Raw genomic sequence first — 20380 nt, forward strand, 5'->3', positions numbered from 1 at the left:
GCAATAATGACCACTGCCCCGGTACTGCCCGAACCCAAGCTGCTGCAACTGTTCGATGTGCTCTACCACTGCCGTAGCGTTACGCGCGCCGCTGAACAGCTGGGGCAGAGCCAGCCGACCATCAGCATCTGGCTGGGCCGCCTGCGCGAACAACTGAACGACCCGCTGTTCGTGCGCACCCCTGGGGGCATGGCGCCTACCCCGCGCGCCGACCAGTTGATCGGGCCGTGCCGCGAAGTCCTCGAATCACTGCGCCGGCTCGCGGCCTGGGAACCGCAGTTCCAACCCGCTACCGCACAACGGCGCTTTCGCCTGTGTGTGAGCGACGCCAGCCACATCACCTTGCTGCCCAGCATCCTCAACCACGTGCGCAGCCACGCGCCCGGCATTCGCCTGGAGGCGGTACGCATCGATGGCAACAGCGAAAGCGCGCTGGAATCGGGTGAAGCTGACCTGGCGATCGGCTTCGTACCGTGGCTGGGCGGCGGCATGTACCAGCAAGTGCTGTTCGACCAGGACTGGGTGTGCCTGAGCGCACGCGGGCACCCGCGCCTGGCCGGCGGCCTGAGCATGGCCTGCTACCGCGCCGAAGGCCATGTGCAGATCAGCGCCGGCACCGGCCAGAAGCTGCTGGAAACGGCACTGGCGCGGGCCGGCATCGAGCGCCGCATCGTGCTGGAGCTACCCGCGTTCCTGGGCCTGGGCATGATCCTCGGGAGCACCGACCTGATCGCCACCCTGCCCCGCCATATCGGCCAGACGTTGGCCGACATGCATGATTTGCAGGTGCACGACTGCCCGTTCGCGGTCGAGGGTTTCACGGTCAAGCAGCACTGGCACGCCCGCTACCACCAGGACGGGGGTAACCGCTGGTTGCGCGCAGTGGTCCATGGGCTGTTCGCCCGCGACGGCTCAGCCGGCTCGCGCAAGGGCTCCAGCCGGGCAGGCGCCTGACACCGCGCAACGCTTCCTGAAACCGCGCAACGCTTGCTGCTGGCCGGGGTGGCAAGCATGATGGGCGCATTACGTTCATGCCACGGATATGCCGATGACCGCAGCCCCCCCCTCTGTTTCGCAGCCAGGCCGCTGCCAACGCTTGAAAGCGGCCAGCAGCCGCGACCATGAAAGCGTCGATCAGCTGGTCATGGCGGCACGGCCGTTTGAGAGCCGCGAGCGCTACGGCCGGTTCCTGCAGGTGCAGCATGGTTTTCATGGCAGCTTGCTGGCGTTGTATCAGGACCCGCAGCTCAACCGGCAACTACCGGGGCTGTCGGCTTTGTCACGGTTTGCCGCGGTGCAGGCCGACCTGCTGGACCTGGGCCTGCCCGCGCCACCGCCACCACCTTCGGTGTGCGCCAGCCCGGCGCAGGCGTTGGGCTGGCTGTATTGCAGCGAGGGGTCGAACCTGGGGGCTGCGTTTCTGTTCAAGTACACCCAACGCCTGGGCCTGGGTGAAGACCAGGGCGCCAGCCACCTGGCCCCGCACCCTGATGGCCGTGCGCTGCATTGGCGTGAGTTTGTGGCCCGTGTGGACGCCCTGGCGCTGGATGAACAGCAAGAGGCCGAGGCGATCACCGGCGCAATCGCTGCGTTCGAGCATTACCGCAGCCACCTGCGCGCAGTGTTTGCCGAACGCTGATCCGGTTTGGGCCGCGCGGGTTGCTTGCCGCATAATTGTACAAGTTATTGCTGCAGCGAACTTTTTCCTGGTTGCTGGTCTATGAGGGTGGCACAGAACGGTCACGGCAGGCGAAGCAGCTTGCCTCACCGCTGGCCTGATAGCTCAATTGTGATCAGAGGTGGGCTTCGCTCATGAAAATACAAGTCGCCAGGTGGATGCTGTTCGGTCTGTTCTCGCTTGCAGCAGCGGGCACGGCTTCGGCCCTGCCACTGAAACCGGCCGAGGTCGCGGCCCCGGCCGTTCAGCCAGCGTTGCCTGCGGCCAACAACCCTTGGTCGAGCGTGGCCAGTGCGGCCGCTGTTCAGCCGGCGACCCTGCTGGCCCATGATGACCACCGCTGGCACGACCACAGGGGCGACTGGCGCCGCGAGCAGTGGCGGCGCGAGCAGGCCCGGCGCGACTGGGAGCGGCGACGTGACTGGGAACGCCGCCGGGATTGGGAGCGCCGCCATGAGCGGGCGATGCACCAACGTCACTATGACGAGCACCGGCACTACCGCCGCTGAAGCCGACCCACCGGCTGCTGGCGCTTCAGTCAGCCTGGGGTGTGGCCGCCTCCACCCCTTCTGTTTCCAGCTTCAAACGGTCAGCCTTGCAGATGTACCTGGGCTTGCGCGGCGCAAGTTTGGCGCTGGCTTTCTTCTGGTGCGCCTGCAACAGCTGCTTGATCTTCTTACGACGGTTCATGGTCCACACGGCCTTTGAGTACGGTTTAGCGGCCGCCATCATACCCGTGCAAGCAACCCGCTGCGCAGCGGGCTACGACCAAGGCCCGATGGCTGCTCGCCTTGACGTTATTTTCACAGTCCACAGATTAGCGTCACGCCCTTTCCGGCCACGCACACCGTTGCGGGCTACCAAGGTACGACGAGGCACACGTGTTACACACCACTTCCCCTTCCCGCGTGGACTGGGCCGGCCTGGGCTGGCTCTTGCTGTTCTTCTGGTATTTCTCTGGCGTCACCCAGGCACTGCTGCTGTTCAGTGGCACTACCGGTTTCTCGGGTTTCCGTGATGCGTTCTTCCTCAGCAGCCTGTGGCTGGCCCCGGTGCTGCTGCTGCCCCGCCTTACCCGCGCCACTGCGGCGCTCATCGGCCTGCTGCTGTGGGCTGCTTCGCTGGTTGGCCTGAGCTATTTCGGCATTTATCGCCAGGAGTTCTCGCAGAGCGTCATCTTCGTGATGTTCGAGTCCAACACCGCCGAGGCTGGTGAGTACTTCAGCCAGTACTTCAGTGCCTGGCTGGGCCTGGCGTTGCTGCTGTACACCGTGGGGGCAGTATTGCTGTGGCGCCGCGTGCGCCCGGTCTACCTGCCGCTGCGCAGCCGCCTGCCAGTGGTGGTGCTGTTGCTGGCAGCCAACCTGGTGCTGCCGTTCTACAAGCAAATGGTCACCCAGGAGCGCAATTTTGCCGATGCGCTGGAGAAGGTACAGCAGCGCATGGAACCTGCTGTGCCTTGGCAATTGCTGGTCGGCTACCGCCAGTACCGCCAGCAACTGGACAACATGCAGGCGCTACTGGCGCAGAATGCTGCCCTGCCGCCCCTGCAGAACCTGCGTGACCACAGCGGTTCGGCACCGCGCACGCTGGTTCTGGTGCTGGGTGAATCGACCACCCGCGAGCACATGCACCTGTATGGCTACAACCGTGACACCACCCCCAACCTCGACGCGCTGGCTGCCAATGACAAAGGGCTGACCGTATTCCGCGATGTGGTGTCACCCCGCCCCTACACCATCGAAGTGATGCAGCAGATTCTGACCTTCGGCGATGAGCAGGCCCCGGACCGGTTCCTCACCGACCCCTCGCTGATCAACCTGATGAAACAGGCAGGCTACAAGACCTTCTGGATCACCAACCAGCAAACCATGACCAAGCGCAACACCATGCTCACCACCTTCTCGCAGCAGACGGACGTGCCGGTGTACCTGAACAACCAGCGCAACCAGAATGCCAGCCAGTACGATGACGTGGTGCTCGCGCCGTTCGAGAAGGCCCTGCAAGACCCGGCCCCCAACAAGTTCATCATCGTGCACCTGCTGGGCACCCACATGGACTACCGCTACCGCTACCCGGACGCCTATGCCCACTTCACCGACAAGCAGGGCGCACCGAGTGCGCTGACCGATGACCAGGTGCAAACCTACAATTTCTACGACAACGCAGTGCGCTACAACGACTTCGTGGTGTCGAGCCTGATCAAGCGCTACGCTGCCGGCAGCCCGAATGGCTTCCTGGTCTACCTGTCCGACCATGGTGAGGACGTATACAGTTCTGGCAACCACGACCGGCTGGGGCGCAACGAAAGCGCGCCGACCCGGCCGATGTACACCATTCCGTTCCTGGTGTGGACCTCACCCAGCTGGCAGGCCCAGCACCCGCGGGACCTGCAGGCGATGGCCAAGCGCCCGTACAGCAGCTCGCACCTGATCCATACGCTGTCGGACCTTGCCGGTTTGAGCTACGACGGCTTCGAGCCGGCCAAGAGCCTGGTGAGCGCGCAGTTCCTGGCCGCGCCGCGCTGGATCGGCGACCCCTACCGCAAAGACGGCTTGCACCCGTTCGATCAGCTGCCTGGGGGCAAGGCCGCGGGCGAGCAGCAGACGGCCAGCCGCGAGGTTCAACAGTAAGGCAGGCGCCTGGGCGCTGCGGCGCAGCGCCTAACGCTGCGCTGCGCTGCGGGCCAGCAGCGCGTAACCCAGGCCCAGCACGCCCAGCGCCAGTACCACCAGCAGCCCCATGAGCTCGCGGCTGTAGCGGGCCACGGTTGCCGGGAAGCCGATCACTTCGTGATACACCTGCACATTGGCTGCGCCGTCGGCATGGGTAATGCTGACGCCGCCCTGGCGGATCTGGGAATAATCGGCGTCGAAATACACCCACACCTTGCACCGGCTACCCGGCTCGATGACAGGGATGTCGACTTGCGCGGTAGCCTGCTCCAGCAGTGTGTCGTTGCCAGCAGCATCGCGCACCTGCACCAGGCCCTTGCCTGGCAGGCGCACTTTGACCTGGCGCACCGGCGCATCGCCACTGTTGTGCAGCTCGATGAGCAAGCCGGTACGGTGGTCCACCAACCCCGCCTCGAACGGTTTGGCGAACAGCTGGGCGTACGGCAACTGAGCCAGTTCGACCAGGCGCTCGACCTGATCGTGGCTCAACTGCCCCTGGCTGATGCTGTTGATACGCCCCTGCAACTGCTCATACTTGAGCTGGTCGCTGGCTTTGCTGATGCGCTCGCTGAACTGGCCAGGATAGGTGAGGTAGGCATACGTCAGTGACGCTTCCAGCCGCGGGTTGCCCCTGAACAACGCGTAGGCGGCCGACAGGACCATCAGGCCAACCAGCACCGCGACCAGGAGCTTCCCCACCTTGTCCCAACTCAATGCGAACCTCCTTTTGAGGTGATGCAGACGATTCAAACCGCCCAAGGGTGCCAAGTTCATGGCCCCCAGGCAACCCTGTCTACTCGATGCCCTCCTTCTCGCGGGCCTGGCGCATCTGCAGCAGCTGGCCATCGACCAGTGCCTTGGCCATGCCCGCCAGGTAGAACGTGGCCTTGATCATCACCTTGCGGTCACTTGGCCGGTCGATGGCCTTGCGCGTGATTTCAGTAATGCAGCCCATGATGGCCGAGGCTTCCGTCAGCGCGGTTCGTATCGGCAACTGCGGCCGCATGTGCACCAGTTCGGCATCGGGGTGGCCGAAACGGCTGGCCGCCGCCACCACATTGAGCGTGTTGTTGTCTTCGGGGGTGTCGTTTTCCATGTTCATTCCTCGGGGGGTTGAGCGTGCCGAGACTAGGCGGCGGCCTGGGCCACCACAATGACCTGAGCCTGGAACGGCTCATTTTCGGAAATGCCCTACAAAGTTACCGTGCAGAACCCCCTTGCACCCTGCCCCTTGACCGAGACCGGGCAGTGGCGGACGATCAACCACCCCCATTCAGGACGAACATCATGCTACGGATATTGGGCAGAGCCTCTTCCATCAACGTGCGAAAAGTCCTGTGGGCCTGTGCCGAATTCGAGGTCGCCTTCGAACGCGAAGACTGGGGTACGGGCTTCAAGGCCACCGACACCGCGCAATTCCTGGCGCTGAACCCCAACGCCATGGTTCCGGTGATCCAGGATGGCGACTTCACCCTGTGGGAGTCCAACAGCATCATCCGCTACCTGGCCAACCGCTATGGCGCCACCGCGTTCTACCCCGGCGAAGCACAGGCACGGGCCAGGATCGACCAGTGGATAGATTGGCAGGCGTCAGACTTGAACCGCGCCTGGAGCTACGCCTTCATGTCGCTGGTCAGGCATTCGCCCGCCCACCAGGACCCTGTGGCGCTGGCGGCGGGTTGTGCGGACTGGGCGCGTTACATGCACATCCTCGACCGGCAACTGGCCGCTACCGGCGCCTACGTGGCCGGTGCCCAGTTCACCCTGGCCGATATTCCCATCGGCCTGTCGGTCAACCGCTGGTTCGAAACGCCGTTCGAGCACCCGCACCTACCGGCTGTGCGCGATTACTACGAGCGCCTTAGCGAGCGCCCGGCTTACCACCTGCATGGCCGTAACGGCACCCCGTAAAGCCCCCGGCGCGGTCAGCCTGGCACATTGCACTGTGCCATGGCCGCCGCCCGGCCACGCCAGGCAAACAGCAGCACCAGCACCAGGCCCAGCGCCGCCATCGCCGCCCCTGCCAGGGCAATCGCCGCGTAGCCCAACCCCACGTTGATCACCGCGCCGCCCAGCGCCGCGCCGATCGCATTCCCCAGGTTGAATGCACCGATGTTCACCGCCGAGGCCAGGTTGGGGGCATCCTTGGCCGCTTCCATCACGCGCATCTGCAGCGGTGGCACCAAGGCGAAGCTGGCCGCCCCCCAGACCAGGATCGCCAGTGCCGTGGGCAGTGGCCAGTCCAGTACCAGCGGGAACACCAGCAGCACGGCAATCAGCACCGCCAACGACAGGATCAAGGTGCGCTCGACCGAGCGATCCGCCGCCTTGCCGCCCCACACGTTGCCCAAAGTCAGGCCGACACCGAACAGCACCAGCATGGCGGTGACGAACGTGGTGGACGCGCCAGCCTCGTTCTGCAGGATCGGCGCAATGTAAGTGAACACCGTGAACATGGCGCTGGAGCCCACCACGGTCAGCAACAACGCCGCCAGCACCGGCCCCCGCACGAGCACGCGGATTTCGGCCATGGCCCCGTCGCCTTTGGGCGAGGGTACGTTCGGCAGTGCATACCACAGCGTGGTCATCGCGATCAGGCCAAGCCCGGCGATGCCCCAGAATGCCGTGCGCCAGCCCAGCATTTCACCAAACCAGGTGGCCAGCGGCACCCCGCCGATGGTGGCCAGTGTGAGGCCCATGAACATCGCTGCCACCGCCCCGGCACGCTTCTCGGGCGGTACCACGCTGGCGGCGACGATCGAGCCGATGCCAAAGAACGCGCCGTGGTTCAGTGACGTGACCACGCGGGCAACCAGCAGACTGGCGTAGTCACTGGCCAGTGCCGACATCAGGTTGCCCAGGGTGAAGATCGCCATCAGGCCGATCAGCAGGTAACGCCGCGGAATCCTGACCGTGGCCAGGGTCATCAGCGGTGCGCCGATCAGCACACCGAGGGCATAGGCACTGACCAACAGCCCGGCAGCAGGTATGGAAACGCCAAGGTCAGTGGCGATACTGGGCAACATGCCCATGGGGGCAAACTCGGTGACACCGATGCCGAAGGCACCGATGGCAAGTGCGACCAGAGGTGGATTGATACGCATGGCAAAAACTCCTTGGCTATGCGGCAAATGCTACGATCTGCTTCCCTGGCGCACTAGACAGCCTTTTTGCCAATCACCTTTGCTTACGAGGCACAAATGGACTTCAGCGGTAGATCCGGTGAAATGGCGGTTTTCGCCAAGGTGGCGGACGCGGGCAGCCTGTCTGCCGCCGCCCGCGCCTTGAACCTGACCCCTTCGGCGGTCAGCCGCATTCTCGCCCGCACCGAGCAGCGCCTGGGCACCCGCCTGCTGCTGCGCACCACCCGGGCCCTGACCTTGACCCCCGAGGGCGAAGCATACCTGCGCGGCGCGCGGCGGGTGCTGGCCGACCTGCAGGAAGTCGAGGATGCGATCGCCGACCAGGGCGTGCCGCGCGGGCGCTTGCGCATCAGCGCCGCGCAAGGGCATGCCCGCTTGACCGTGGTGCCGCTGTTGGCGGCGTTCAGCGCGCGTTACCCGCAGGTACTGGTCGACCTGACCATCAGCGACGAGGTGGCCGACATTCACGCCGGCCAGGCCGATGTTGCGCTGCGCTTTGGCCACCTGCCCGACAGCTCGCTCAGCGCCCGCCCGATTGGCGAAACCGGCCAGGTGGTCGTGGCCTCGCCCGAGTACCTGGCGCGCTGCGGTACGCCGTTGGTGCCTGAAGACCTGGCCGGCCACAACTGCCTGCACTTCAACTTTCGCCGGGCCGTAGCAGACTGGCCGTTCCGCCGCGACGGCGAGGTCTTTGCGTTGAAGGTGCGGGGCAACATCGAATGCAGCAGCGGCGAAGCGCTGGCACAGCTGGCCAGGCTGGGGGCAGGCGTGGCCCGCATCGGCACCTTCACGGTGGCCGATGACCTGGCCAGCGGGCGCCTGCTACCGCTGCTGGAAGCCTACAACCCTGATGACCGCGAGCCGATCCATGCCGTGTTCGTGGGCGGGCCGTCGATGCCGGCGCGGGTGCGGGTGTTCGTGGATTTTCTGGTGGAGCAGCTATCCCCCCCCTTTATAGGCACTTGAACGAAGGTCAGGTTGGGGTATCGTGGGTCCCCCATAGTACTGCCAGGGCTCGACCACCATGCGCATTGTCATCCCCGACGACTATCAGGACGTGATCCGTACCCTCGACTGCTTCAGTCGCCTGCACGGGCACGATGTCCACGTACTGCATGCCCCCCAGCCAGCGACGCTCGAGCAATTGGCGGCACGCTTTGCCGACGCTGACGCGCTGGTACTGACCCGCGAACGCACCCGCATCGACGCAGCCCTGCTCGATCGCCTGCCAAGCCTCAAGCTGATCAGCCAGACCGGCAAGGTCTCCAGCCACCTCGACCTGGCCGCCTGTACCGCCCGTGGCATCGTGGTGACCGAGGGCCGGGGCTCGCCAGTCGCCCCAGCGGAGCTGGCCTGGGCGCTGATACTCAATGCCCGCCGCCAACTGGTGCCGGCCATCGATGCCTTCCGCCAAGGCCACTGGCAAGTCAACCTGGGGCAGGCACTGGCTGGCCAGGTGCTGGGTATCTGGGGCTACGGCAAGATCGGCCAACGCCTGGCCCGCTATGCGCAGGCGTTCGACATGCCGGTGCTGGTGTGGGGCAGCGACAGCAGCCGGGCCGCCGCCGCGGCGGATGGCCACCGGGCCGCGGCGTCACGCGAGGCGTTTTTTGCCGAAGCGGATGTTGTCAGCCTGAACCTGCGCCTGTCCGAGCAAACCCGGCACCGGGTGACGTTGGACGACCTGACACGCATGAAGGAGGACGCCCTGCTGGTGAACGTGAGCCGCGCGGAACTGATTGCGCCAGGGGCGTTGCTGCAAGCACTGGATACAGGCCGGCCAGGTTACGCGGCGGTGGATGTGTACGAGCAGGAGCCGGTGCTCGACCCCGGCCACCCCCTGCTGCGCCACCCGCGCGTGCTTGCCACGCCCCACCTGGGGTATGTGGAAAAGACCGGCTACGAGCTGTATTTCGGTGATGCCTTTGACAATGTGCTGGCGTTTTTCGGGGGGGCACCGCAGAACGTGGCCAACCCGCAGGTGCTGGCGGCAGGGAACTGAGTGTTTGCCAGCAGATATGCAGCGCCTGTGAGATCGAGCGCCGCCCGCGCGGCGCATCGCGAGCTGCGCTCGCTCCTACGTTTGTTTCGGGCCAGTAACGCCTGTGATAGGCGCGCGCGGCCGCCTTGTTTGTACGGCGCGATATTGAGGCATGCACCAAGGCGTTCGCGCGCAAATCCCACAGGAATAATTGGCCCGAAACAAACGTAGGAGCGAGCGCAGCTCGCGATGCGCCGCGCGGGCGGCGCTCGATCTCACAGGCGCTGCATATCTTGTGACAAACACCTATCAGCCCTGATGCGCCCCCTGTGTGTGGCTTGCCTGCGATGGGCCGCAAAGCGGCCCCTGCACTACAGGCAGGCCTACGGCGCGGCGTTCTGCGCCGCAGCAGGCAGAACTGCGCGTTTACGCTGCCCCAGCAACGCGCGCGCTGCCAACGCGGCCACCACCAGGCCGGGTGAGGCCGCCAGCAGCAAGCCCCCTACCCCCGCCCCCGCCGCCAGGATTTGCCCGGCAGCCAATGGCCCGGCCATCGAGCCCAGCCGGCCCACGGCCACAGACGCACCAACGCCTGTGGCGCGCACGTGGGTGGGGTACAGCGTGGGTGCCAAGGCATACAGCACCAGTTGCCCACCAATGGCGCAATAACCGGCGGTAAAGCCCGCCACCAGCATCAGCGCAAAACTGCTCGACAGCCCCAGCCCAGCCAGTGAGGCCAGCATCCCGGCGTAGGCGATGAACACCGCACGCCCGGCATGCCCGCGGTCCATCATGCGCCCGGTCAGGAACGAGCCTGCTGCGCCGCCAAGGTTGAACAGGATCTGCACCGCACCCGCCTGCGGCCGGCTGTAACCCTGGCCCATCAACAACGACGGCAACCAGTTCAGGAGCATGTACAGCACAGTCAGGGTGAAGAAGCACGCCAGCCAGAGCAGCAGCGTGCGGCTGACCTGCCCCGGCCCGAACAGCTGGGTCAGCAACCCCGCATCACCCGCGCTGGCAGCAGGCCGGGCGCGAAACGCCTGGGACTCTTTCAGCCACAGCATCAGCACCAGGGCAATGATGATCGGCGCAATACCGCCCACGTAGAACACCACTCGCCAGTCTTCACCCAACCCGGCCATGCCGATCACCGAAGCGATCGCCCCACCCAGCGGCACGCCGCAGTAGGTCACACTCACCGCCGTACTGCGCAGGTGCTCCGGCGCCGCCTCGCTGGCCAGGGCGATCAGGATGGGCAGCGCTGCACCAAGCCCCAACCCTGTCACCAGCCGTGCGATCAACAGCGTGCTGTAGCTGTCGGCATGCGCAGTGCCAAGCGAAAACCCACCGAACAGCAATACCGCGACGATCAACACCGCTTTTCGGCCCAGCCTGTCGGCCAGCCAGCCGCCAATGAACGCGCCCGGCAACAGCCCGAGCAACCCGGCGCTGAATACCCAGCCGAGCATCGCCGAGGTCAGCGCGAATTCCTTGGCCATGTGCGGTGCGGCGACGCCGGTGGCCTGAAGGTCCAGGCCCTCAAGCAACGCCACCAAAAAACACAGGCCGATGGTGAGCACCGGCTTGCTTGCAGCTTTGGATGAATGACTCATGTGTGGCCCCTGTTGTTGTTATGGGTCGTGAAGTCAAAGCCTGAATGTGGCACGCAAGGAAACGATCGAAGAATCTTCGCCGCCCGCCTCCTTGATGCCAGCGCCAACGTCGTAGTACTTGAGGTCCAGGTCCAGCGTGAGATTGGGTGTGGCCAACCAACGGGCGTTGGCCCGGTAGATGGTGCCGACATGGCGCCCGGTTCCTCGGGTGTTGGCCAGCATGCTCATGCCCGGCATGTACACCCCGTCCTCTTCGCGTTGCTTCCACACCGCCAGCACGGCCGGCTCGAAACGCACCGTGCGCGACGGCGAAAAACCGAACGTGGGCCCGACCACGATCAAGTTGCTCAAGGTGGTCAGGCTGGCTTCGCCATACACGCCGTTGCGCGGGAACAGCGGGTCGAAGGTACCGACCTTGCCATCGCCAGGCTCGCCATCGCCGCTGGCAGCATCGACGCGCAGCCCCAGGCGCGGTTGCCAGGGGTGGGCGAAGGTATAGCCACTGTCACTCGACAGCGCCCAGGCGCGGATCGATGCGCCGCCCAGGTGGCCCCGCTGGCCAGCCAGGTTCCAGCTCCAGTCAAGCGCTTGATAGCGGCCGAACAGGCGAGTGCCGAAGGTGTAGCGCTGCTCGTCGCCGACCTCGCCAGCCAGGCTGCGCGCGTCGGTCTGCAGACCAAAGCCGAACAGGTCCATGTTCCAGCTGGGGGTCAGCGGCAACGTGCCGTAGAGCCCATAGAACTTCACCGCGTTGTTGCTGCCGTCATCCCAGCTGTCCTCACCGGTTTTCAGTGGCCTGACGGCGAAGGCATCGAGCTTGTGGCCGCTCTTGAGGTTGAGGCTGGCGCGCACGCCATCGAAGCTCAGGCGCAGGTTCGGCGCGTCTCGGTAGGTGACGAAGACCTGATCGCCGTAGGCCATTTCCTGACGACCGACGCGGGTGGTGTACCGGCCTGCGGCAAAGTCATGATTGAAGTCGATGAACGCCTGACGGATTTCGTTGCGGCCTTCGTCGTTGGGCGAATACAGGTCCTTGCCGAAGGCGCGGGTGTTTTCCACCTGCAAGAACGTGCGCAGCCTGTCATCGAACAGGTGCAGGTCCGCATGCGCCTGCAAGCGTTGCAGCAGGTAGGAGTCGTCTTTCAGGCCCCGCAAACCGAAGAAGGGTTGGTCCAATGCATCGGCACGGTAGCGGGCCTCCGCGCCGAGCTGCAGCCAGGCGGACTCGGACAACCGGTGGTAGCGCAGCCCATCGAACGGGTCGCTGGCCTTGGCGGGGTCATCGAGGAAGCGGTAGTCCTCGACCCAGCGCGGCGCGCCGGGCCGGCCTGGCCGGCTCTCTTCCAGCGGGTTCGCAGCATACGTGTACTGGCATAGCGAAAGCAGCACAACGGGCACCCATGCCCGGTTCAACGGCTTGGTCATCAGAAGTTTCCTTTACTTGTTTTTATAAATTTGGATAACTCTGTTAACTATTATTTTTGTTAACCATATTGCCGTCAATGGTTAAATGGCCCCGACAAGGTGCCTGCGCGCATAAGCGTTCGCTGATCGAACGCTTATGCGCCAACCGCCTGCGCAAACCCGGCCCCGGCCGCTAATATCGACGCTGCGTGGCGTCTAACCTGCGGGTAAGCACCGCCCTTTACCTACCAAAACAACAAGAGCACCCCAATGAACTGCCTAAAATCCCTTGCTGCGCTCGGCCTGGTGATGCTCGGCATCAGCCAAGCCATGGCCGCCCCTATCGTTAAACAACCAAACATTCTGCTCATCGTGGCTGACGACCTCGGGTTCTCTGACCTGTCAGCACTGGGCAGCGAAATTCAGACCCCCAACCTGAACAGCCTGCTGGCCGACGGCCGCCTGATGCTGGACTTTCATGCCGCGCCCAGTTGCTCCCCGACCCGGGCGATGCTGATGTCCGGCAACGACCCACACCTGGCCGGGTTGGGCATGATGGCCGAGGCACGCAAGCGCCTGCCGCCTGGCACTGAAGTGCGCCCCGGCTACGAGGGTGTGCTGGCAGGCAATGTCGCCACCCTCGCCGAGCTGCTGCACGATGCCGGCTACCGGACCTTCATTTCCGGCAAATGGCATTTGGGCATGCAACCTGCGCAACAGCCGCAGAACCGCGGGTTCGACCAGGCCTACGTGCTGCTAGAAGGCGGCGCCGCGCACTTCAAGCAAGCCAACATGGATTTGCAGCCGAACTACAGCGCAACCTTCCTGCACAACGGTGAACCCATCGCGCTGCCCACCGACTTCTACTCCAGCACCTGGTTCACCGACCGCCTCATTGACGCGATTGACCAGCCCAACCCTGGCAACAAACCGTTCTTCGCCTTCGCCGCCTATACCGCGCCGCATTGGCCGCTGCAGGCACCGGACCAGTACCTGACGCAATACCGCGGCCGCTATGACCAGGGCTACGAGGCCATCGCCAAACAGCGCCTGGAGCGCCAGCGCAAGGCCGGCCTGGTACCGGCCGACTTCCCGCTGGACGCACAACTGGAAGGGGTGCCGAGCTGGGCATCGCTCAGCGCCGAGCAGCAACGCCAATCGGCGCGCACCATGGAGGTCTACGCCGCCATGGTCAGCGCCCTGGATGCCGAGGTGGGCAGGTTGGTAGCGCACCTGAGGCAGCGGGGCGAACTGGAAAATACGCTGATCCTGTTCATGTCCGACAATGGCCCGGAGAACGCTTCACGGGTGGACCCGACGTGGATCAGCCAGCACTTCGACAACCGCCTGGACAACTACGGCCGACGCGACTCGTTCCTGATGATCGGCTCGGCCTGGGCCCAGGTCAGCGCCTTGCCCAGCCGCCGCTACAAGATGACCACCTACCAGGGCGGCATCCGCGTGCCGGCCTTTGTCTACTACCCGGCCACGATCAAAGCGGGGCGCAGCGAAGCGCTGGCCAGCGTGCGCGACATCATGCCCACCCTGTTGCAACTGGCCGGTGCGCCGATGCCCGGCATCAAGTACCGCGACCGCGATATCGTGCCGCCGCAGGGCAGTTCGGCACTGGACTACCTGCAAGGCGACGACACGCTCATCCATGCCGGTGACGAAGCCCTGGGCTGGGAAATCAACGGCAGTGCTTCGCTGCGCAAGGGCCCGATGAAGCTGCTGTGGGATGCCACCGACGGCAAACCGGCGTGGCACCTGTACGACCTGCGCAAAGACCCAAATGAGCACCACGACATCGCCGCTGCGCACCCCGAGCAAGTGGCACAGATGCTGCGCGACTGGAAGGCCTACGCCCAGCGCAGCAATATCGTGATCGATGCCGAAGGCCGCCCCGCCAGCCCTGCCAGAGTGGCGAGCCCGGCGGTGGCCAGCAAGCAATGATCGGGCGTGCAGCCGGCTGCGCACTGCTCGCCGCCGGTTTGCTCGCCATTGGCTACAGCGCCTGGCCGCAAGCGGCGGCCCCGGCGCTGCTGTGTGATGGCTATGGCGGTGTACCCACCCCCCGTGAAGGTCCCTGGCGGGACGGCATGGTGCAGCTGCCCGGCGGCAAGTTCAGTTTCGGCTCGGACCGCTACTACGACGAGGAGGGCCCCGCCCACCTGGCGCAAGTGTCGGCGTTCTGGATCGATGTACACCCGGTCACCAATGCCCAGTTCGCGCGCTTTGTCGCGGCGACCGGCTACCTCACCCATGCCGAGCGGGGGATCGACAAGGCCGACGACCCCAGCCTGCCCCAGCACCTGCGCGTGCCGGGGGCAATGGTGTTCAAGCAAGGGCCGGATGTGCTGCGCCCGGGTTGGCAGTTCGTGCCCGGAGCCAGCTGGCGCCACCCGCAAGGCCCGGGCAGCGACTTGCAAGGGCTGGATAACCACCCGGTGGTGCAAGTGGCACTGGAGGATGCACAGGCCTATGCGCGCTGGGCCGGGCGCAGGCTGCCCAGCGAGGCGCAGCTGGAATATGCAATGCGCGGCGGCCTGCAGGATGCCGACTTCAGTTGGGGCATGACCGAACTGCCCAAGGGCAAAGCCATGGCCAATACCTGGCAGGGCCAATTCCCGTACCACAACGCCGCCACCGACGGTTTCACCGGCACTTCGCCGGTGGGCTGTTTCCCGGCCAACGGCTTTGGCCTGTTCGATGCCGGGGGCAATGTCTGGGAGTTGACCCGCACGGGTTACCGCCCTGGCCATGCGCCGCAGCGCGACGCTGGCCTGGACCCGCCCGGGCCAAGCCTGGACGACAGCCACGACCCCGCCGACCCCGGCGTGAAAGTGGCAGTGATCAAGGGCGGTTCGCACCTGTGTTCGGCAGACCGCTGCCTGCGCTACCGGCCTTCGGCGCGGCAACCCCAGCCGGTGTTCATGGCCACTTCACACGTGGGTTTCAGAACGGTGCGGTAATGCTGGGCAACGGGGCAGCGGCCGCCGCCACGGCCGCTACCTGGCGGTCGAAATCGAGCATCAGGTAGTTGCAGAAAAAGCCGATGCTTTCCTGCTTTTGCAGGCGCAGTGGCGCGCCCACCGGCAGGGCCTGCAGGCAACGCTCGGTGCGCGCCCAGGCAAACGCCTGCAACGCCGTGGCACACAGTTGCAGGAAGTCGCCGGCCGCGCGGTACGGGTACTCGGGGTCAGCGGCCGCCTTGGCCATGACCTCGGCAAGTAGCCCTTGCAGCACCGCACATACCTTCTGCAGAACCGCAGCCGCCATGCCGGTGCCGGCTTCTTTACGCAGTTCGCCCAGCAGCAGTGCCATGCCCGCCCCGCCGTCACCCAGCACCTTGCGCAGCAGCAGGTCGTTGGCCTGCACCTCGTTGGTGCCTTCGTAGATCATGGCGATGCGGCTGTCGCGCAGCGTTTGCTCGATACTGAACTCGCAGGTGTAGCCATAACCGCCGAACACCTGCAGGGCCTTGCTGGCCAGGGTGAAACCTTGCTCGGTGAAGGCAGCCTTGATGACCGGTGTCAGCAGCGCCGCCAGCGTCGACGCCTTGGCCCGTTGCCCGGGGTCAGTGGCTGCTGCGGCCACATCCAGCCAGTGCGCCGCCCAGTAGCCCAGTGCGCGCATACCTTCGCTGCGCACCCGCAGCTCAAGCAGCACCCGGCGCATGGCGGGGTGCAAGTGAATGGGGTCGGCTTGGCCCTTGGGCTGCCCGGGCGCATTCATCTGCCTACGCGCCATGGCGTATTCCCGGGCACATTGCCAGGCGGCTTCGGCGTGCGCCAGCCCTTGCAAGCCAACGTGCAGCCGGGCCGAATTCATCATCACGAACATCGCCGCCAGGCCGCCGTGCGCCTGCCCCACCAACCAGCCACTGGCCGCCTCGAAGCGCAATGCACAGGTGGCGCTCCCGCGGATACCCAGCTTGTGCTCCAGGCCTTCGCACTGCACCGCATTACGCTGACCGTCTTCCAGCCATTTGGGGACCAGCAGCAGCGACAGACCGCGGCTGCCGGCCGGCGCGCCCGGCAGCCGCGCCAGCACCAGGTGCACGATCTGGCGGGTCAGGTCGTGGTCGCCGCCGGAGATGAACAGCTTGTTGCCCGTGATGGCATAACGGCCGTCGCCCAACGGCTCGGCGCGGCAGCGCAACAGGCCCAGGTCGCTGCCGGCCTGGGGCTCGGTCAGGCACATGGTGGGCAGGATCTCGCCACTGACGATACCGGGCAGGTAGCGTGCCTGCAGTTGTTCGCTGGCATGCGCCTGCAGGCATTGGTACGCGCCATGGGCGATACCGGTGTACATGGCCCAGGCATGGTTGCTGGCGAAGAGCATTTCCTGCAGCGCAGCGTCGAGCACCAGCGGCAAACCTTGGCCGCCGAACTGCGGGGTACAGGCCAATGCCGGCCATCCTGCCTCGACATAAGCCTGGTAGGCCGCCGGGAAACCGTGCGGGGTCCGCACCTGCCCCGCCTCCATACGGCAACCCTGGCGATCACCTGTGGCGTTCAGCGGCACCAGCACCTGCTCAGTGAAGCGGGCGGCTTGTTCCAGCACCTGCCACGCCAGGTCCAGGTCCAGGTCGGCATGAGGCGGCATTGCCTGCCAGGCCTTGTCAGCCTGGAGCCAATGTTGCAGCACGAATTGCATGTCCAGCAGGGGGGCCTTCCAGGCCATGGAACACCTCTTGTTCAGGCAGTGAAACGGGGGTTTTCGATGAGCAGCGCCATGCCTTGGCCGCCGCCAATGCACGCAGCAGCCACCCCATAGCGCAGGTGGCCCTGCTGCAGTTGCCGGGCCAGTGTGTGCACCAGCCGCAACCCGGTGGCGGCCAGCGGGTGCCCGAGGGCAATGGCGCCGCCGTGAACGTTGAGCTTTGCCACATCGAGCTGTAGCGCCTGGGCCACCGCCACCACCTGCGCGGCTTGAGCTTCGTTGATTTCGAAGCGGTCTATCTGGTCTGCGCGCAGGCCGCTGTGGCGCAGTAGCAGCTCGATGGCCGGCACCGGCCCGATACCCATGGTGTGCGGCGATACGCCCACCGCCGTGGCCATCAACAGTTTCGCCAGGGGCGGTCGCGTGCAACTGGCGTAGGGCGCCACCACTGCCGCCGCCGCCCCATCGGCCACCGCGCAACTGTTGCCTGCGGTTTGTACCCCACCAGGGTGCACGGTACGCAGCCGCGCCAGCGCTGCAGCATCGGTGGGCCGTGGGTGGCTGTCGCGGCTGACTTCGGCGAGCCCGCGTGGCAGTTCGATACCGCGTGGCTGGTAGCCGTCGGCGAAGAAGCTTTCGCTGCTGATGCTGACGATTTCCTCAGCGAACCAACCGGCCTGCTGGGCCTGTAACGCGCGCTGATGGCTGCGCAAGGCCCAGGCATCCACGGTTTCCCGCGCCAGGCCATGCTCACGGGCCAGGTTGTCTGCGGTGCCGATCATGTCCACATCGGCCGCCGGGTCGTACAACGCCTCCCAGAGGAAGTCCTTGAACCCGACCGGCGCCCCCAGGCGGAAGCCGCCCCGGTGTTCATAGGCCGCGATCGGGTTGCGTGACATGGATTCGGCACCTACGCACAACACCTGCGGCGCCCCGCTTCGCAGTTGCTCGGCAGCCTGGCGCAACAGCTCGAGCCCCGTGCCACAGATGCGCTGTACCGCCAAGGCCGGCACTGCCAGCGGCACGCCACAGTAAAGGCCGACATGCCTTGGCAGGAAATAGGCATCGAAGCTGGCCTGGGCCATGCTGCCGGCCAGCACACTGCCCACGGCCTGCGGATCGCTACCGGCACGCGCCAGCACCGCCCGCCCGGCCTTGATGGCCAGGTCGATGGGTGAAACGGTTGCCAGCGCACCCCCAAGGTCAACCCAAGGGGTGCGCACCATATCGACGATGGCAACGTCGTCGAACACGGTGCACAGCCCGCCGCTCATGGCCGCGCCTGTGCGTGCAACTGGCCCGGGGCTTCGCGCCGATACAGCGCCTCGACCAGGGCAGCGCGCCGCTGCAACACCGCACGTTGGTTGATCGAGCCCTTGTCGGTGATTTCGCCCGCGTCGATCGAGGGTGGCTCTGCAAGCAAGGCCAACCATTCGATGCGGCTGGCGTTGCCTTGGGCGTCCCGGTTCAGGTGCGTCAGCCAGTTGGCAAACCACCGGCGCACCGCGTCGCTGCCCAGGACCTGGGCGTCGCTGGCCTCTGCCCCAAGCCCCGCCAATTGCCGGCACTCGGGTAGCCGCGGGAACACCAGCATGCCCAGGCACTCGCGATCGGGCGCCGCGACCACGACGTCCTGCACATAGGGCGAGCCTTCCAGCACCGCACGGTTGCGCAGTGGCCCGACACTGACAAATACACCCGACGACAGCTTGAAGTCCTCGGCGATGCGGCCGTCGAACATCAGGCCCTGCTCCGGCTGTTGCGGATCCGCGAGTTTCAGGGCATCGCCCGAGCAGTAGAAGCCCTCCTCGTCGAACACCTCGGCAGTTTGCTGCGGCGAGCGCCAGTAGCCCGGCATGATATGCGGGCCGCGAAAACGCGCTTCGAGCTTGTCGGCCTGGGGCACCAGCTTCACCTCACAACCCGGTGCCGGCAAGCCGACGTAGCCGGCCATCGACAGCGGCCCAGTGGTAAAGGTGCAGGACGGCGCCGCCTCGGTCATGCCCAAGCCCGCCATCATGCGGATACGCTCGCCGCAGTGCTGCTCGGCGATACGGTCCAGGCGGTCCCAAACGCTTTGCGAAAGCCCCGCTGCGGCAAAGAAGAACAGCTTCATGCGGGCGAAGAACACCTCGCGCAGCTGGGCGTCCTGCTCCAGCGCCTTGGCCAGCTCTTCCCAGCCCCTGGGTACGGTGAGATAGGCCGTGGGCGAAATCTCGCGCAGGTTGCGCAAGGTTTCCGCGAAGCCTTGCGGGGTCGGCTTGCCGGCGTCCAGATAGAAACTGCCGCCGTTGTACAGGACGATGCCCAGGTTGTGGCTGCCGCCGAAGGTGTGGTTCCAGGGCAGCCAATCGACCAGCACCGGCGGCTCTTCGGCAAACACCGGGAAGGTCTGCAGCAGCATCTGCTGGTTGGCGCAGAGCATGCGCTGGGTGGTGATCACCGCCTTGGGCAGCTTGGTGGAACCCGAGGTGAACAGGAACTTGGCAATGGTATCGGGCCCGGTGGCGGCGAACGCAGCGTCTGCCGGCGCCAGGTCACAGGGCTGCAGCAGGCTGGCGAAACTGAAATGGCGGCGGCGTGGCGGCTGGCCTTGCACGCTGACCACCGGCACCGATTCATCCAGCACGGCATCGAAGGCACGCTGGAACGGCTGGCTGTCGGTGGCGAACACCAGGCCAGGGGTCAGCACCTCGCAAACGTGGCGCAGCTTGGCGAAGTCCTGCGACAGCAGTGCGTAGGCAGGCGACACCGGGCAGTAAGGAATGCCGGCATACATGGCCCCCAGGGCAAGCTGCAGGTGCTCGATGTCATTGCCGGAAAACAGTACCAGCGGCCGTTCGGCGCCAAGGCCGAACCCCAGCAAGTGGGCAGCGATGGTACGTACCTGTTCGAGCATCTGCGCATAGCTGACTTCACGCCAGCCACCGCTGGGCTCGCGCGCGGCGATGAAGGTGGTGTGCGGGCGCACGCGCGCCCAGTGCAGCAGGCGGTCGAGCAGGCGCGCCGGCAAAGGCGCCAACGGCTCCAGCGCCAGCATGCGCAGCACACCGTCGGTTTCACTGACCTGCACTTGTGGGTGCCCAATGGACACCTGCCGGTAGCGCGGCGGTTGGCCAGGGTCGCATGACCGCAGGCGGGGTTGGGTATTCACGCAGGTTGCTCCTTGTTCTTGTTGTACAGGCTGCCGCCGCCGGGCATTGCCCGGGGCGGCCCGT

At 65.7% G+C, this 20380-nt stretch carries 18 protein-coding genes; 9 read left to right on the forward strand and 9 right to left on the reverse strand.

All coding sequences use genetic code 11. The annotated features are described in order from the left end of the window. Positions 1–6 precede the first annotated feature (6 nt). From AACG97_RS17100 to AACG97_RS17110, 3 genes are all read left to right on the forward strand, one after another. Positions 7–954, forward strand: coding sequence for a LysR family transcriptional regulator (locus AACG97_RS17100; RefSeq protein ID WP_197885860.1), 948 nt, complete (start codon positions 7–9; stop codon positions 952–954). A 94-nt stretch (positions 955–1048) separates the two neighbouring features. Next, on the forward strand, positions 1049–1639 hold the full coding sequence (locus tag AACG97_RS17105) for a biliverdin-producing heme oxygenase (protein ID WP_225786267.1): 591 nt from the start codon (positions 1049–1051) through the stop codon (positions 1637–1639). 173 nt (positions 1640–1812) lie between these two features. After that, complete coding sequence (locus AACG97_RS17110) at positions 1813–2187, forward strand: hypothetical protein (RefSeq protein ID WP_225786268.1); 375 nt, start codon at positions 1813–1815, stop codon at positions 2185–2187. A gap of 25 nt (positions 2188–2212) precedes the next feature. Here the strand turns inward: AACG97_RS17110 and AACG97_RS17115 are convergent, their stop codons facing one another. Beyond that, positions 2213–2368, reverse strand: a complete 156-nt coding sequence (locus AACG97_RS17115) for a DUF2986 domain-containing protein (RefSeq protein WP_125855222.1) — start codon at positions 2366–2368, stop codon at positions 2213–2215. Positions 2369–2559: 191 nt separating this feature from the next. Between AACG97_RS17115 and AACG97_RS17120 the strand changes: the two genes are divergently transcribed. Next, entirely contained in the window at positions 2560–4311 is a 1752-nt protein-coding gene (locus tag AACG97_RS17120; RefSeq protein WP_197885858.1) for a phosphoethanolamine transferase CptA, read from the forward strand. 30 nt (positions 4312–4341) lie between these two features. On the opposite strand, the gene AACG97_RS17125 is transcribed toward AACG97_RS17120, so the two are convergent. Both AACG97_RS17125 and AACG97_RS17130 read right to left on the reverse strand, forming a co-directional pair. Continuing rightward, entirely contained in the window at positions 4342–5067 is a 726-nt protein-coding gene (locus AACG97_RS17125; RefSeq protein ID WP_009685124.1) for a hypothetical protein, read from the reverse strand. A gap of 79 nt (positions 5068–5146) precedes the next feature. Then, complete coding sequence (locus AACG97_RS17130) at positions 5147–5449, reverse strand: DUF3077 domain-containing protein (protein WP_009685125.1); 303 nt, start codon at positions 5447–5449, stop codon at positions 5147–5149. 191 nt (positions 5450–5640) lie between these two features. Between AACG97_RS17130 and AACG97_RS17135 the strand changes: the two genes are divergently transcribed. Then, the gene (locus tag AACG97_RS17135) at positions 5641–6264 is read left to right on the forward strand and encodes a glutathione S-transferase family protein (protein WP_009685126.1); all 624 of its coding nucleotides are present in this window, start codon (positions 5641–5643) and stop codon (positions 6262–6264) included. 14 nt (positions 6265–6278) lie between these two features. Here AACG97_RS17135 and AACG97_RS17140 read toward each other — a convergent pair whose 3' ends face one another. Then, positions 6279–7457 carry an MFS transporter gene (locus AACG97_RS17140; protein WP_029886083.1) on the reverse strand — a complete coding sequence of 393 codons (1179 nt, stop codon included), beginning with the start codon at positions 7455–7457 and terminating at the stop codon, positions 6279–6281. A 96-nt stretch (positions 7458–7553) separates the two neighbouring features. On the opposite strand from AACG97_RS17140, the gene AACG97_RS17145 reads away from it, so the two are divergent. After that, positions 7554–8462 (forward strand): LysR family transcriptional regulator, encoded by a 909-nt coding sequence (locus AACG97_RS17145; RefSeq protein ID WP_225786269.1) that lies wholly within the window; start codon positions 7554–7556, stop codon positions 8460–8462. 58 nt (positions 8463–8520) lie between these two features. Beyond that, the gene (locus tag AACG97_RS17150) at positions 8521–9498 is read left to right on the forward strand and encodes a D-2-hydroxyacid dehydrogenase family protein (protein ID WP_054905655.1); all 978 of its coding nucleotides are present in this window, start codon (positions 8521–8523) and stop codon (positions 9496–9498) included. A gap of 362 nt (positions 9499–9860) precedes the next feature. Here the strand turns inward: AACG97_RS17150 and mhpT are convergent, their stop codons facing one another. Both mhpT and AACG97_RS17160 read right to left on the reverse strand, forming a co-directional pair. Next, the gene (mhpT, locus tag AACG97_RS17155; protein WP_232555038.1) at positions 9861–11093 is read right to left on the reverse strand and encodes a 3-(3-hydroxy-phenyl)propionate transporter MhpT; all 1233 of its coding nucleotides are present in this window, start codon (positions 11091–11093) and stop codon (positions 9861–9863) included. Positions 11094–11126: 33 nt separating this feature from the next. After that, on the reverse strand, positions 11127–12518 hold the full coding sequence (locus AACG97_RS17160; RefSeq protein ID WP_115294190.1) for an alginate export family protein: 1392 nt from the start codon (positions 12516–12518) through the stop codon (positions 11127–11129). A gap of 249 nt (positions 12519–12767) precedes the next feature. On the opposite strand from AACG97_RS17160, the gene AACG97_RS17165 reads away from it, so the two are divergent. Both AACG97_RS17165 and AACG97_RS17170 read left to right on the forward strand, forming a co-directional pair. Continuing rightward, entirely contained in the window at positions 12768–14450 is a 1683-nt protein-coding gene (locus AACG97_RS17165) for an arylsulfatase (protein ID WP_197886601.1), read from the forward strand. Next, the gene (locus tag AACG97_RS17170; protein ID WP_115294188.1) at positions 14447–15469 is read left to right on the forward strand and encodes a formylglycine-generating enzyme family protein; all 1023 of its coding nucleotides are present in this window, start codon (positions 14447–14449) and stop codon (positions 15467–15469) included. Before AACG97_RS17165 ends, AACG97_RS17170 begins: the two co-directional genes overlap by 4 nt. Here the strand turns inward: AACG97_RS17170 and AACG97_RS17175 are convergent. Genes AACG97_RS17175 through AACG97_RS17185 form a run of 3 tightly spaced genes read right to left on the reverse strand, consistent with a single transcriptional unit; the run spans position 15453 to position 20316 of the window. Continuing rightward, positions 15453–17183 carry an acyl-CoA dehydrogenase family protein gene (locus AACG97_RS17175; RefSeq protein WP_115294187.1) on the reverse strand — a complete coding sequence of 577 codons (1731 nt, stop codon included), beginning with the start codon at positions 17181–17183 and terminating at the stop codon, positions 15453–15455. The two genes, AACG97_RS17170 and AACG97_RS17175, sit on opposite strands and share 17 nt — an antisense overlap. Positions 17184–17197: 14 nt before the next feature. After that, positions 17198–18436, reverse strand: a complete 1239-nt coding sequence (locus tag AACG97_RS17180) for a thiolase family protein (RefSeq protein WP_115294186.1) — start codon at positions 18434–18436, stop codon at positions 17198–17200. Beyond that, positions 18433–20316 carry a feruloyl-CoA synthase gene (locus tag AACG97_RS17185; RefSeq protein WP_125854526.1) on the reverse strand — a complete coding sequence of 628 codons (1884 nt, stop codon included), beginning with the start codon at positions 20314–20316 and terminating at the stop codon, positions 18433–18435. Before AACG97_RS17185 ends, AACG97_RS17180 begins: the two co-directional genes overlap by 4 nt. Positions 20317–20380: the final 64 nt, after the last annotated feature.

The sequence above is a fragment of the Pseudomonas sp. Nvir genome (genome assembly GCF_963778085.1).
Lineage (GTDB): Bacteria > Pseudomonadota > Gammaproteobacteria > Pseudomonadales > Pseudomonadaceae > Aquipseudomonas > Aquipseudomonas juntendi.

What these genes read in the sequence shown, in the direction of transcription:
- AACG97_RS17100 (WP_197885860.1), top strand. Translation starts at nt 7, where the DNA reads ATGACCACTGCCCCGGTACTGCCCGAACCCAAGCTGCTGCAACTGTTC.
- AACG97_RS17105 (WP_225786267.1), top strand. Translation starts at nt 1,049, where the DNA reads ATGACCGCAGCCCCCCCCTCTGTTTCGCAGCCAGGCCGCTGCCAACGC.
- AACG97_RS17110 (WP_225786268.1), top strand. Translation starts at nt 1,813, where the DNA reads ATGAAAATACAAGTCGCCAGGTGGATGCTGTTCGGTCTGTTCTCGCTT.
- AACG97_RS17115 (WP_125855222.1), bottom strand. Translation starts at nt 2,368, where the DNA reads ATGAACCGTCGTAAGAAGATCAAGCAGCTGTTGCAGGCGCACCAGAAG.
- AACG97_RS17130 (WP_009685125.1), bottom strand. Translation starts at nt 5,449, where the DNA reads ATGGAAAACGACACCCCCGAAGACAACAACACGCTCAATGTGGTGGCG.
- AACG97_RS17135 (WP_009685126.1), top strand. Translation starts at nt 5,641, where the DNA reads ATGCTACGGATATTGGGCAGAGCCTCTTCCATCAACGTGCGAAAAGTC.
- AACG97_RS17140 (WP_029886083.1), bottom strand. Translation starts at nt 7,457, where the DNA reads ATGCGTATCAATCCACCTCTGGTCGCACTTGCCATCGGTGCCTTCGGC.
- AACG97_RS17145 (WP_225786269.1), top strand. Translation starts at nt 7,554, where the DNA reads ATGGACTTCAGCGGTAGATCCGGTGAAATGGCGGTTTTCGCCAAGGTG.
- AACG97_RS17150 (WP_054905655.1), top strand. Translation starts at nt 8,521, where the DNA reads ATGCGCATTGTCATCCCCGACGACTATCAGGACGTGATCCGTACCCTC.
- mhpT (WP_232555038.1), bottom strand. Translation starts at nt 11,093, where the DNA reads ATGAGTCATTCATCCAAAGCTGCAAGCAAGCCGGTGCTCACCATCGGC.
- AACG97_RS17160 (WP_115294190.1), bottom strand. Translation starts at nt 12,518, where the DNA reads ATGACCAAGCCGTTGAACCGGGCATGGGTGCCCGTTGTGCTGCTTTCG.
- AACG97_RS17165 (WP_197886601.1), top strand. Translation starts at nt 12,768, where the DNA reads ATGAACTGCCTAAAATCCCTTGCTGCGCTCGGCCTGGTGATGCTCGGC.
- AACG97_RS17170 (WP_115294188.1), top strand. Translation starts at nt 14,447, where the DNA reads ATGATCGGGCGTGCAGCCGGCTGCGCACTGCTCGCCGCCGGTTTGCTC.
- AACG97_RS17175 (WP_115294187.1), bottom strand. Translation starts at nt 17,183, where the DNA reads ATGGCCTGGAAGGCCCCCCTGCTGGACATGCAATTCGTGCTGCAACAT.
- AACG97_RS17180 (WP_115294186.1), bottom strand. Translation starts at nt 18,436, where the DNA reads ATGAGCGGCGGGCTGTGCACCGTGTTCGACGACGTTGCCATCGTCGAT.